Raw genomic sequence first — 12,884 nt, forward strand, 5'->3', positions numbered from 1 at the left:
TAACGACAATGTACTCTCATGTATATGTCTGCCTGCAGTCACGCATTCGCGTGGAACCCGTTTTCTTCGGTTGCCAACAGGCTCTTCAAGCCTTTACATATGTGTATGCGAGACATGAGCACAAGTTTCAGCAATCTTGCCACAAAAATCATGCACGAGTGGCAAATTTTCTTTTCGCGGCAGGGAATATTACGGAAATGTAAGGTTTTGTTGATTGCTTTGTAAGCTAAAGCAATGGTTTGTAAGCCGATCCGTCGCGTACAATTAACTCATCCATCAGCCATCATTCATGCGCAGTTGATTGATCTGCAAACATGGGAGGTCCGAATCATGAATACGCAAAAAGATCGCATGCAAATCAAGAAAGGTCTGTACTTGACCGGAATCGCCGCATTGATCGTCCTCGCTGTCTTTGTTTACCAGTGGGTGCGCGGCATGGAGCTGGATACAGGTGAAATTCTTAGTGTTCCGATCACCTTGGGCGCTTTCCTGAAGCTTTGGAACGATCACCGAAAACTGTCCTTAACATAAGGAACGCACAAGCTTTAATCCGTTTGCAAAGTGGGCAGGCTACGCTATAATGGGAGTAGTTTGTTTACGAAAGGAGCTGTCCAACATGGGTACGTTTATCGTAGCGTTGGTCTTCGCAGCTTTTCTGTTCTTCATCCTGACAGCAGGCTACAACGAGGACAAAACCTGGAATCTGTAGGGACAAGCTAACGGGCAGTTTGCTGGCATCAGCACGGCGCTCCCAGGAAAAAAAGCAGGCTGCCTGTCACGGCAACCTGCTTTTTTTCGTTGAAGCTTCGTTCGTTTACGCTTCTTGTCCCTGCTATTTTTTGTCCGCTTGCTTTTGGGCTTTCGCGGCTTCTTTCGCGGCTTTTTCTGCCTTGCCTTGGGTAACGGTCGTATCCGCCGCTTTTTCCTCTGCACTCGCGACAGAAATTCCGCTGAACAGCAAAGCAGCCATGGCCATAGTCGAAACGATTTTTTTCACGTTGGTTCCTCCTTCTTGTGTACGAAGCGTGATTGCTACGTAAACAAGCCTGCCGCACGACTTTGGGAAAAGTATGTGAAAAAGCAGGCTGCCCCGCTTTTGCGGCAAACAGCCTGCTTGCTCGTTGCCGGCGACGACAGCCAGCGCAATTTATGCTTTGGCAAACACGCCTGTCCGCTCCGTAATCGCCTGATACAATTCCTCCAACGAGCCTCGCTGATCGACCGGATACTGCGGCTCGCCGCGGTCTTCCAGCCAGTTCGTGACGAGGTACGTCTTCATCCCCAGCTTCGACGCGACCATGTCTTCCTGCATGTGGTTGCCGATCATGATGCAGTCGGTCGGCTCCACGCCGAGCTTTTGGCAAATTTCCGCGAAATAGCCGGGATTCGGCTTCGTATAATGCGACTCCTCATAGACGGTCACCAGTTCGAAATCGTCCGCGCTCATGCCGATCCAGGCGAGCCGATGGAAAATCGCATCGCGCGGAAAGACCGGATTGGTGGCGACCGCGACCCGATAGCCTTGCGCCTTGGCCGCATCCACAATTTTTTTGCCCCACGGCGAAGGATAGGTCAGATGGGACAGCGTCGGGAACACATCGCGGTAAAAGGAATCGAACAGCGGCCACACCTCTTCGCGATCCCATTCGCTGTGCGCGGTAAAATATTCGATGAACACCTGTTCATTCGTCTTCTCCGGCTCCTGGCTCATAATCATCGCCTTGGTTGCGTCCCAAATCAGCTTCAGGAGCTTTTCCGTATCGTACTTGTCGCCAACATGGCGGCCTACCTCGACCAAATAGCTTTTGACAAAAGGCTCGGTCTGCATTTCCAGGAGCGTTCCGTCCAGATCAAACAGGATCGTGTTCACAGTCATTTGCGTTCTCTCCCTTTTTCATCGACGCCCTGCTTGTTGTTGCTGCTGTAAGCGAAGGCGTTTGTCATCGTGCCCTAATTCAGCCCCGGAAAACCTAGCTGCCGCAAGCCTTCAAACAAAACGATCGCCGCACAGTTGGACAGATTGACGGAGCGGGTGGCTCCGCTCATCGGAATGCGAATCGTCTGCTCCCGGTACCTCTCCGTCAGTTCCTCCGGCAAGCCGGTGGTCTCCTTGCCCAAAATAATGTAGTCGCCATCGCGAAAGGAAACATCGGTGTACAGCTTCTCGCCCCACGTCTCCACGAAGTAAAACGTGCCTGCTCCCTCTCCCTGCGCCGCGGCAAAATGCTCAAAGCTCTCGTGATGGTGGATGTTCACCGCGTGCCAGTAATCGAGGCCAGCCCGCTTCAAATAGCGATCCTCTGTCGAAAAGCCAAGCGGGTGAATCAAATGCAAATGAGCGCCAGTCGCTGCGCAGGAACGGGCGATATTCCCCGTGTTGGCAGGAATGAGCGGCTCGTGCAAAACAATATGTAGCGGCATATCAGCAAAACTCCTTGTATATGACGAACTTGGGTCCTTCAAATCTCTTCTATTATACATAAACCAACCGCGCCATGACCACCGAGCCAGTGCCTGTAACATGCAGCGGGGCTGTTGCATCTAACGGGAAAACAACGGATGCAAAGGAGTGTCGCTGACATGAATACGCCCCGCCGTCATCTGCTTCGCCTGCTCGCCCACATAATGTCTCTTTTGATCGTCCTGATTGGCGCAGCATGGATGTGGCCTGACTTTTCCGCTTTCCCGGCTATGGAGGCGTGCAGCATGATCGCAGGCTACCTCTCGTTTCTCCTGATCGGTCTCACCCTCTTGATTGGCCCGATCAAGTCGTGGCTGCCCGGACGCTGGACCGCTGCCTGCTTGTCCATCCGCAGAGATGTCGGCATCTGGGCCGGACTGACTGGCATCCTGCATGTCTGTCTCGTGCTGATCCTGTTTGAAGGAGAGCCGAAGCTGTACATGATCTCTGACACCCGGCCTGACCAGACGGGCGGGTGGCTGCGCCTGTTTCTTTATGCGCCTCCCGAGTCCGGCGTATGGCCGATTCCGAACTGGAGCTTTACGGGTGTCGCCAACTACTTGGGAGCGATCGCCTTCATCCTTTTGCTGGCGCTCTTGTGCACTTCCTCTGGACGCGCGGAAAAATGGTTGGGCGGCTCCGCCTGGAAAAGACTGCATCTGGCCAATCCGTGGCTGTTTCTTCTCGTCCTGTTCCACGGCCTGATCTACATTCAATCGATCAAAGGAGAGCCGCACAGCTTCTCCGACCTGCTCGTCTTCGCAGTCGTTGTCTGGTTCGTTCGCAGCCTCTCGTTTGGCCGAACTGTGCTCAAGCGCAGGCGGTAACCTGCAAAGCCAAAGCCGCCTACACCCCGCGAATATGAAAAAACGCATAACGGATGCTGGGCGTATAGGCAGTCGAGTCCTCATACGCCCAGTAGCGCATGCTGCTGTCTGTCGTGTGGGCGTTGACAAGCGGCATCATATTCGCGTCCATCGTGACCACAATCGTATTGTGCTGAAAACGTCCGTCGCCGTTAAAGTCGTAGCAAATGATGTCGCCCGGAACCAGCTCGGCGGCAGACTTTTTGGCGACAGCGCGCATCGGCGGCCCGCCTGATTTCAGCAACAGGTACAAGCTGTGCGCTACCGTCCAGCTATAGCTCCAGTCCGCGCTTTTTCCGGTGCGAATCCACCAGCCTTTGCCACGTTCCTTGGACATCAGCATGGGAATCCCCCCGGCGTACAAGCATTGCGATATAAAATTGGTGCAATCATCGTTGAAGCGCGGGTAAGCGGGATTCGTCGTATTCCAGTACCGTTCTGCATAGGCGACTGCTTTATCCGCCCGATAGCCGCCCGCGCCGTGGACGACGAGCAACGGCTGCGACACCGCCTCTTCAACGGCTGTTACCGACGCCGTGCCCCGCAGCTCCTGTTCCTCTATCCCTTCGCTTTTCTGGTCGCCTCGCTGCTCCCGCGTGCCGACAATTCCCCACTGACCTGCCGCTTTGTCCAAACGAAGCTGAAGCATCCGTCTGCTCGCCTCTTCATACGTTTTGTTTTTCAACAGATACCGGCTCTTGCCCGTCCAGACTACCGTGATGTCAATCGCAGCATCCGTCTCCAGCCAACAGACGGGCTTGACCTGGCCGCTCACGCCGCGAAGCGCGGCCCCCCGCTTGCGCATTTGCCGATGGGCGCGATGGATGCGTTCCCATTCTTGTTGCAGCAGCGGCTTTTGCTCCAGATAAAAAGGCAGCAGCCGCTGATGTTGTCCATCCAGAATCGATTGGTGCACGGCATCGAAGTACCGTTGCACAAACGCACGCCATTCCATCCGTCGCTCCCCCTCTTCCCAGCGTTCTATGCCTGGACATGTCGTTCCTTCCGCCAGCTCGCCTCGCGGGGCACGCTCACTCCCCATCCACGAGCTCACCTGGCATCTCACGAAAAGAATATGTCAAGGACAGTGCATTCAGAAGAAAGAAAAGCCATCCGGCTAGCGGACAGCTTGGTTGGAGGTCGCATGGGCAAAAAGCGGCCCTTCCTCGTGCGACAGCAAAAATTCTTTGATGGACAGCCCGCCTCCGTAGCCGACGAGCGCGCCGTTTGAGCCGACAACCCGGTGGCAAGGGATGATTACCGGGATCGGATTGCGATTGTTCGCCCCGCCAATCGCCCGGACCGCTTTGGCCGCTCCGATAGCGATGGCAATATCCTTGTAGGAGCGGGTTTCGCCGTATGGAATATTCGTCAACTCAGTCCACACTGTTTTTTGAAAAGGAGTGCCGTACAGGACGGTAGGAACGTCAAACTCTGTTCGCTCGCCGGCAAAATATTGCTCAAGCTGCAGCTTGGCCTGCTCGTTGATCGCTTCGTTTTTCTCCGGAGTGACTCCGAGAAGCGTCTTTTTGCACCAGCGAACAAGGCGCGGCAGTCCTTCTTCCTCGTTCGCAAAGTCGATGTAGCACAAGCCTTCCTCCGTCGAAGCGAGCAGCAGCGGGCCAATTGGCGATTCCATTGTGGTGTAGCCTACTTCCTGTGCCATCGTACATCCTCCCTCTCTCCCAAATATTTTTTAGCGCAGGCTGCCTTGCTATCGCTCGTCCGCTCCCGAAGCGCCAGCGGCTTCAGGCGACTTTTTCCAGAGGTTAGCCAGCCTGTCATACGTCTGTCTGTCACAGCGGCTTTCGCGCTTTTCACCAGCGTACCAGCCTGCGACTAGGGGAGTTGTTCCTGCTGTTCCTGCTGTTCCTGTCGCCGCTGCTTCTCCCCCTGCGCACTTTGCTCCGCCAGCAGCTTCATCCCCTTCGCAATCTCGTCCTGCACCTCTGCCACCTGCTCCGTCTCCTGTGCCCTCACGAGTGCCGCTTCTGCATCGGCTCCCCCGATTTTCCCCAGCGCCCAGGCTGCTGTGCCGCGAATGACCGGACGTGGATCGTTCGCAAGCAGGCGGGCGAGATGAGGAACCGCGGTGCGATCCTTGAAGTGGGCCAGGGCCAGAATCGCGTTGCGCTGAATCGGTTTTTTGCCGCGCCACGATGAAGAAGACAGGCCGAACTTTTCCTTAAACTCCTTGTTGCTCATCTCCAGAAGCGGGATCAAGAGCGGCTTGGCAATCTCGGGATCAGGCTGAAACTCGGGATGATGGTTGGAGTTGATCCGGCGGTTTTTCGGGCAGACGGTTTGGCAAGTATCACAGCCGTACAGCCGATTGCCGATTTTTCCTCTAAATTCGTCTGGAATGAAATCTTTTACCTGAGTCAAAAACGCTACACAGCGCTGAGCGTTGAGCTGGCCTCCCTGCACAAGCGCCCCGGTCGGACAGGCGTCTACACATATGTTGCAATCGCCGCAGCCTTCTTCGATCGGGTGGTCGATCGGCAACGGCAAATTCGTCAAAAGCTCGCCCAGGTAGACCCACGAGCCGAACTCCGGCGTAATCACCGCACAGTTTTTGCCGACGAATCCGACGCCAGCCCGCTCGGCGACAGCACGATCAGACAGCGCGCCCGTGTCTACCATCGATTCGATTTTGGCACCCGGCTCCAGCTCCTGAATGAATTTGCCGAGCTTGTCCAGCTTGTCGCGCAGCACGTGATGGTAATCGACTCCCCAGGCCGCCCGGCACAAAATGCCCCGGTACGCGCCAGGCTCGGACTTGGGCGGATTCTCCAGCTTGGACGGGTAGGCGAGCGCAATCGAAATCAAGGAACGCGCGCCCTCCAACAGCAGGCTGGGATTCGTCCGCTTTTCCAAATCCGGCTCCTCAAAGCCTGACTCATACCCCTTTTCCCGGTGCTCGATCAGTCGTTCCTTGAGCGTCAAAAAAGGGTCGGCGCTGGCAAAGCCGATCTTGTCGATGCCGATCTCCTTGGCGTAATCAATGATGGACTGCTTCGTCTGCTCCCAGTAGCGCAAGTCTTGCTCGTCAATCACAGTTGTTTGATCGCTCCCGTCGCCAACTCGTCGCAGCGGTTGTTCCACTTGTTGTCGGCATGTCCTTTTACCTTGACGTACTCTACTTGATGAATATCCATCAGCCGAAGCAGCTCTTTCCACAAGTCCTGATTCTCTACCTGCTGGCCTTTGCTGTTTTTCCAGCCGTTTTTCAGCCAGCCCTTGTACCAGCCCTGCTTGAAGCAGTTGACCAAATACGCGCTGTCGCTGTACAAGGTCACCTTGCAAGGCTCTTTCAACGTGGACAGCGCCTTGATCGGCGCAAGCAGCTCCATGCGGTTGTTCGTTGTATGTGGTTCGGCACCGGACATCTCCTTGATGTGCTGGCCGTACATCAGGACAGCACCCCAGCCGCCCGGCCCGGGATTGCCAGAGCAGGCGCCGTCTGTATAAATCTCTACTTCACGCATTGTCATCGTCTTTGGAAACCTCCTCTGTTGCTTCTATTGTATCGAAGCTTAGTCGCTTCCACAAAAATATTTTGCTATACTACTTGAGAAATCTGTCCTGTTCCAAGCTTTGGCAAAAATAGTCGTTCGCAAGCGAATTTTCTTATAGAAGGAGTGAATCATGATGAACGTACAACTCGACTCTACCGTGACCGAGCGCCTTCCCGCCTTTTCCCTCGGCATTTTGCAATACAGTGGCGTATCTGTCAGCGACTCGCCAAAAATGCTGCAAGGCCGGATCAACTACTTTGTAGAAAGCTTGCGCCTGGAGCACGAGCTGTCCCGCCTGGCCGAGATCGAAGGCATCCGCGAATGGCGAGCCGCCTTCAAAAAAGCGGGGATCGATCCTTCCCGCTACCGCCCCTCCTCGGAGGCACTGCTGCGCCGTCTGTTGCAGGGCAATCCTTTTTTCTGGATCAACAGCGCCGTAGACGTCAACAACTTCTTCTCCGTCCTGCATGCGCTTCCCTTTGGGATTTACGATCGGCAGCAGCTTACAGGCGACGTCACTTGCCGTCTGGGCCGGGAAACAGACGTGTACGAAGGATTGAACGGTCGCGAGGTCCACATGGAAGGAAAGCTGCTGCTCGCGGACGAGCAGGGGGCCTTCGGCAGTCCGATTGTCGATTCCAAGCGAACTTGTGTGACCGAACAAAGCCGGGACCTGCTGCAAGTCGTCTTTTTCCACGAGCAGCTTTCCACTGAGAAAAAGGACGAAATCATCGGCTCCGTGGGCCGCATGTTTACCGAGATCAACGGCGGCGAGCTGACCCACAGCGCCATCGCCTCGCCTTAATAAAAAGACGGCCCGTCATGCAGCGTGGCCGTCTTTTTGTGTCTGACTGTCAGTTGGCTTGCGAAAAACAACGTGCTCCAAGAGCAAACAGACGATTACCCCGAGCAGCAAGCCGTTGCCGAACAGGAAGCTGACCAGCGCAGGCAGCTTCTGCCAGGCGGCTGCCGGAACAAACATGACGCCAATCCCGATCAGAAGCGAGCTGCCCCCGACCGTGATGGCCCGATCATCCATTTTGACTGTCACGTAATCTTTCAAACCGAACCCGAGAAGCTGCGTGTACGAAATGAACATCGCCGCATAGGCAACCGGAGTCGGCAAAGCCGCCAAAAAATGAGCGACGGTCGGGAGCAGGCCAATCAGCATCATCCCGACCATCGCGAGCATGAAGGGCAGGCGCGACGCCATGCGCGTCGTCTGGATCACGGCGGCAGCCAGCGAAAGCGGGATCATCCCCACGACGCCGCTCACGCCGGAAAGCAGGTGAGACACCCCTGTAAACACCCCGCCACGGTTGTATTGGGAATCGGTCGGCACCGTATTTGTCGCCTTGCCCATCACGACCATACTCGTCACCAGGTTCGTCAGCAGGACAAATCCGGTCAACATGCTCGTCAGGACGACGCCCCAGTCCCAGCGCGGCGTTCCCCAGAAAAAGAAGCTCGGCCACGAGATCAACTGATCCGCAGGCCGCACAGGCTCCGTCCAGCCCAATACGGCGTAAAGCACCCAGCCGCCGACCATGCCAAACAGGACCGCAAAGCTGGAAAAGCGCTTCGTCCGCATGATCCAGACGACCAGCGCCACGATGCCGACGGAAACGAGCGCTACGCCCGGCTGCACCTCTTTGGAATGCTGAAAGCCAATCCCCAGCATCCCGGTCAAAATATTGCTGCACAAAGAAATCGCCAGCAAAATCATATACGTGCCGGATACAAGCGGTGTAAACCATCTTTGCAGCTTGCCGATCCAGCCCAGCATCCCGAAGCCGATAAACAGCAGGCCCGCCAACGCCATCCCGAGCTGAAACGATTGCCCGATCTCGCGCGGCTGCAGCCCTGCACTCGCACCGAGCTGCGCCAAAATGATAAAAATCCCCCACCACAATCCAGCCGGTCCTTCCAGCATCGGATAACGGTGTCCGATCCATACTTGCAAAAGCGAAGCCAGCCCGATGAAAAACATCGTCTGCTGCATCAAATGGCTCATCTCGTCTGCCTGTAACCCATACACGTCCCCGATCATCAACGGAACGGCAACACTGCTGGAGACAGCTACGATCATCCATTGCAAGGCCGAGAGAATGCTCGTGCCCACTGGAGGTCTGTCATACAATCCGTACTTCAAAACAATCCACCTCGTTTTCTTGCCGCCAATCAATCATGAGCTATGCAACTAAATGTCTCCAGTTAAGAATATCATCATCCGGTTTTTCGGCAAACATGCAAAGGGGCAAGAAACTCTCTGCGAGAAATTTCTTACCCCTTATGCTTTGGCCGCCCATGCGGCTTCCGTTTCCTGCAAATACTATTTTATCATTTGCTTAATCAGCTCGCGGTTTCGGCTTTGGAAAATTTCATTGTGGGACGAAACCATTCCGCTGGCATGCGCTTCCGGCTGAATGTACAGCTTGGCTTGGTTGACGGCATTTGCTGCGTCGTGAAAAGCTCCAGCAATCAGATGCACTTTTCCTTCATACGAGATAATATCTCCCGCCGCAAAAATCCCCGGCTCGGATGTAGCGCCGTTTGTCTTGCCGGCCAGGAAGTATTCGTTCGCCATTTCCAGCTTCACCTGGCTGTTCTCCAGAAGCGATCTGTCGCGTTCGTAGCCGTGATTGATAATCACTTCGTCAATCGCCAGCTCCTGCACCTCGCCCGTCACGTGGTTAGTCAGCTCGACCCGCTCAATTTTTTCCTGGTTGGAAGCCGCAATCAGCTTCGTGATCGTCGTGTTGAAGAAGCATGTGGCGGAGCTTTTCAACAGTTGCGTAACTTGTGCTTCGTGCCCGGACAGCGCTTCTTTCCGATACGTCACATACACTTTTTTGGCAATCGGCTCCAGCTCATTGGCCCAATCGACCGCAGAGTTTCCACCGCCCGAGATGATGACGGTTTTGTCCTTGAAGCGCCGCAACGACTTGACGGTATAGCTGAGATTGGATACTTCGAACTTTTCCGCGCCTTCCAAGTCAATTCGTTGCGGCTCCAAAATCCCTCCGCCAATTGCCAAAATGACGGTTTTGCTATAATGCTTCTCGCCTGCCGAAGTGTGCAAAACGAACACGCCTGTTTCGTCCCGCTCGATCCGCTCCACTTTTTGACCCAAAACGACAGTTGGATCGAAGGTCAATCCTTGCTGAACGAGCTGTTCAATCAGCTTTTCGCCCAGTGTTGGCGTCAGGCCGCCGACGTCCCAAATCATTTTTTCGGGATAGACGTGGACTTTCCCGCCCAGCCTTGGCTGATATTCGATCAGCTTCGTCTTCATTTCTCGCAAACCGCTGTAAAATGATGCGAACAGCCCAGCAGGCCCTCCGCCGATAATCGTGACGTCATACAATTCTTCGTTCGTCATCCGTGTATCTCTCCTTTACTCCCATCCATAATGGGCGCACGCAGCAACAGGGCCCCTGCACAATGCTTGCACAGAGGCGGCTGCTCGATCAGCGACGCATTTTATTTAGCCAAAATATTTTTCACGATCGTTTTCACCCCAAGCTCAATTCCCAACGGTCCGCCCGCGGCAATCGAGCTGTCCAGTGCGTACATATGCCCGTTCTTGATCGCTTGAAGCGAGTTCCAGGCAGAATCGCTCTCCAGGTTTTTCAGGTAGCCTTGCAGCTTTTTGGACGAGCCGCCGATATCAGCGACAAATATGTAGTCCGGGTTCATCGCCGCCAGTCCTTCCAGGGAAATCTGCTCCCCTTTGGTCGACATATCTACGTATATGCTCGGCGGGTTCAACCCAAGGACGCTTTCCTTGCTGAAAATAAACTGCGTGGTAAAGCCCCAGAACTGCTTGTCACCCAGCATAATCACGCCAAACGTTTTGTCGCTGAACGCTTTCAACTGTTCTTTGGAATCGGCAATCAGCGTTTCGATCCGCTTGATTTCATCCTCGGCCTTTTGCTCTTTGCCGAAAATTTTTCCGTACTCGCGCAGCGCGCCTTGCCAGTTGTTTTCATTGCTGTCCACCATTACGACCGGAGCGATTTTCTCCAGCTTGTCGCCGTAGCTTCCATACCGCCCCGAAACCATGATGATGAGGTCAGGGCCGACTTCCAGCAGCTTTTCCAGGTTCGGGCTCGTCATGGAGCCGATGTCGACGATCTGTTTGTCCTTGTACGGAGCGAGCGATTCCCACTCCTGCAAAACATCCAGGTCTGTCGCCGCTACCGGGGCTTCGTCCAACAAAAACAAATGCTCAAAATTGCGGAAAAATAAGAGCGCTACTTTCTCCGGTTTCTTTTCCAGTACAATCTCGCGTCCAAGAGCATCTACATACGTTCTCGGCCATTTTCCCGTTTCCTGATCGGCTTTTTCGGGAGCGGCGCTTTCCTCTTTGGCTGGTGCTGCACTGTTTGCTGCGGAACTATGGTTAGTCTCCGGCGTTCCGGCACAACCCGCTAAAATCCCCGCCAAAAGCGCAAGGGTGACGAATAGTCTCATGAGTGTTTTCATTCTGACTCCTCCGATGTGACTTGAGTTTTGCTTGACCAACTAAGCTACGGTCAGTTTAGCAAAACGCATTTTAGAGAGGAATGGAGCCATCCTGAATTCCATATGGATTTTTCCTGAATCGTCCGCGAAATTCGGCCGGAGACAACCCTACCTGCTTTTTAAAAATGCGGCTGAAATACAAGGCGTCTGCATAGCCGACGCTTTTCGCCACCTCGCCGATCGGCGCGTCGTTCGCCAACAGGCATTCCTTCGCCCGATTCAGCCGATAGGCCATCAAATACTTGCCCGGGCCCGGGCCCATGCCCGTATTTTTTGAAAACGTAGAACAAGCGATTTTCGTTGATGTCGTTTTGCTCCGCCAACGCGCGTACACTAAGCCCATCCATGTAATGCTCATGTATGTAGCTGGATACTTGCTCGAACAGTGCCTGCTCCCCATCGCTGCTCTGGTTGCGTGCACAAACGAACAGTTCCTCCAGGACGCAGCGAAACAACGTCTCCGTCTGAAAGGCAGAAATCCCACCCGGCTCCCTCGAGGAGCGCCAGAGAAGCTCAAGCAGCTCCATCAGGCGCGGGCTTTGTCCCGGAGTGAGCTGAAAATGCGCTCTACTCAAGGAAAATCCGGACGGCTCGGGCGCGCAAACCCGGTATAAAACAAGCAAATACTCCCACTTACTGTTGCCCGTAACCCGCCGATTCAATGGCATACGGGCACCGCCATGCACGACATGTCCCGGCGACAGCGCATAGGACGTTCCGCTGAAATCAAACTCGGCCTTTCCTCTCAAGGGAAAAACAAAGCCTGGGAATGCTTCCGTATAGTCATCGCAACTCATGCCCGGATCGCGCACATAGCGACAGACTTGCTCCACTCGAAAAGAGGTACGCGCAAAATGTTCGGCAAGTTTGTTGATGTCCATCTTCATTTCACACACCTCCTGCCATCAAGTGCCGTTGCTCCATGCGCTCATCGCCCGCGTCCGCTGGGACGAGTCCCGTTGCAGTCACATAACTTAATCATACTTATATTGATATTGAGAATCAATCTTATTGTTTTTCTCTTTCCTTCTTTTCCTCGCATTGCTGATGTCTGGTTGTCGGCTATAGCACGGGCAAAACAGAGTAGCTATCGCGATTACTCCCCATTCAATTCCAAATAGTAAAGTCATTAAACATAAAGATTCTAGATTGGCTCTATTTTTTGAAACTCTATTTTCAGGCAATCACGAAATACAGAGATTCCTGAAGCAGGGTAAAATTTTTTCAACAATACGAGCACCCTTTCAGCCCTAGTTTCCCCCTCATACACCAATTAACCACGCTTATGTAAAATACCAAAGGGTTCCGAAAGTCGAGATATGTTGGCCGAAAGAGTCGGTCCGGAAAGGAGATGTTTTATAGAAGCGCCCCTGGAGTCCACATTCGTTCCTAGAACAACAAATATACAAAGGCACCTACAATGTGCATATCACAGGACTATTATCCTTTAATTGCTTTAAATCCCTTTGAACAAAATAGTACTTAATGTTCATTTTTTCAATTAATTATATA

General features: G+C 53.9%; 13 protein-coding genes and 1 pseudogene. 3 read left to right on the forward strand and 11 right to left on the reverse strand.

Going from position 1 to position 12,884, the window contains the following annotated elements:
- Positions 1–330 precede the first annotated feature (330 nt).
- Positions 331–531: a hypothetical protein gene (locus M655_RS22320; RefSeq protein WP_007779969.1), complete on the forward strand. Its 201-nt coding sequence runs from the start codon at positions 331–333 to the stop codon at positions 529–531.
- Between the two features lie 301 nt (positions 532–832).
- Here M655_RS22320 and M655_RS22325 read toward each other — a convergent pair whose 3' ends face one another.
- The 3 genes from M655_RS22325 to trmL form a co-directional block, all read right to left on the reverse strand.
- On the reverse strand, positions 833–997 hold the full coding sequence (locus tag M655_RS22325) for a hypothetical protein (RefSeq protein ID WP_286085893.1): 165 nt from the start codon (positions 995–997) through the stop codon (positions 833–835).
- Positions 998–1,147: 150 nt separating this feature from the next.
- Positions 1,148–1,876 carry an HAD family hydrolase gene (locus M655_RS22330; RefSeq protein ID WP_005835386.1) on the reverse strand — a complete coding sequence of 243 codons (729 nt, stop codon included), beginning with the start codon at positions 1,874–1,876 and terminating at the stop codon, positions 1,148–1,150.
- 74 nt (positions 1,877–1,950) lie between these two features.
- Positions 1,951–2,421, reverse strand: a complete 471-nt coding sequence (gene trmL, locus M655_RS22335; RefSeq protein ID WP_005835388.1) for a tRNA (uridine(34)/cytosine(34)/5-carboxymethylaminomethyluridine(34)-2'-O)-methyltransferase TrmL — start codon at positions 2,419–2,421, stop codon at positions 1,951–1,953.
- A 159-nt stretch (positions 2,422–2,580) separates the two neighbouring features.
- On the opposite strand from trmL, the gene M655_RS22340 reads away from it, so the two are divergent.
- Complete coding sequence (locus tag M655_RS22340; protein ID WP_005835390.1) at positions 2,581–3,288, forward strand: ferric reductase-like transmembrane domain-containing protein; 708 nt, start codon at positions 2,581–2,583, stop codon at positions 3,286–3,288.
- A gap of 19 nt (positions 3,289–3,307) precedes the next feature.
- On the opposite strand, the gene M655_RS22345 is transcribed toward M655_RS22340, so the two are convergent.
- From M655_RS22345 to rnhA, 4 genes are all read right to left on the reverse strand, one after another.
- Positions 3,308–4,282 (reverse strand): amidase domain-containing protein, encoded by a 975-nt coding sequence (locus M655_RS22345; protein WP_026557982.1) that lies wholly within the window; start codon positions 4,280–4,282, stop codon positions 3,308–3,310.
- Positions 4,283–4,444: 162 nt separating this feature from the next.
- Complete coding sequence (locus tag M655_RS22350) at positions 4,445–4,993, reverse strand: methylated-DNA--[protein]-cysteine S-methyltransferase (protein WP_005835393.1); 549 nt, start codon at positions 4,991–4,993, stop codon at positions 4,445–4,447.
- 173 nt (positions 4,994–5,166) lie between these two features.
- Positions 5,167–6,384, reverse strand: coding sequence for a tRNA epoxyqueuosine(34) reductase QueG (gene queG, locus M655_RS22355; RefSeq protein ID WP_026557983.1), 1,218 nt, complete (start codon positions 6,382–6,384; stop codon positions 5,167–5,169).
- A complete protein-coding gene (gene rnhA, locus M655_RS22360; RefSeq protein ID WP_007779986.1) occupies positions 6,381–6,821 on the reverse strand; it encodes a ribonuclease HI in 441 nt (146 codons plus the stop codon). Before rnhA ends, queG begins: the two co-directional genes overlap by 4 nt.
- A 157-nt stretch (positions 6,822–6,978) precedes the next feature.
- Between rnhA and M655_RS22365 the strand changes: the two genes are divergently transcribed.
- Positions 6,979–7,650 (forward strand): B3/B4 domain-containing protein, encoded by a 672-nt coding sequence (locus M655_RS22365; RefSeq protein ID WP_025847908.1) that lies wholly within the window; start codon positions 6,979–6,981, stop codon positions 7,648–7,650.
- 15 nt (positions 7,651–7,665) lie between these two features.
- Here M655_RS22365 and M655_RS22370 read toward each other — a convergent pair whose 3' ends face one another.
- From M655_RS22370 to M655_RS28410, 4 genes and pseudogenes are all read right to left on the reverse strand, one after another.
- Positions 7,666–8,997 (reverse strand): purine/pyrimidine permease, encoded by a 1,332-nt coding sequence (locus tag M655_RS22370; protein WP_005835403.1) that lies wholly within the window; start codon positions 8,995–8,997, stop codon positions 7,666–7,668.
- A gap of 180 nt (positions 8,998–9,177) precedes the next feature.
- Entirely contained in the window at positions 9,178–10,227 is a 1,050-nt protein-coding gene (locus M655_RS22375; RefSeq protein ID WP_005835405.1) for an NAD(P)/FAD-dependent oxidoreductase, read from the reverse strand.
- A gap of 101 nt (positions 10,228–10,328) precedes the next feature.
- Entirely contained in the window at positions 10,329–11,333 is a 1,005-nt protein-coding gene (locus M655_RS22380) for an ABC transporter substrate-binding protein (protein WP_026557984.1), read from the reverse strand.
- A gap of 70 nt (positions 11,334–11,403) precedes the next feature.
- Positions 11,404–12,259 (reverse strand): annotated as a pseudogene (locus tag M655_RS28410) (helix-turn-helix domain-containing protein).
- Between the last annotated feature and the right edge of the window lie 625 nt (positions 12,260–12,884).

Source organism: Brevibacillus sp. NSP2.1, assembly GCF_000470975.2.
Taxonomy (GTDB): Bacteria; Bacillota; Bacilli; order Brevibacillales; family Brevibacillaceae; genus Brevibacillus; species Brevibacillus agri.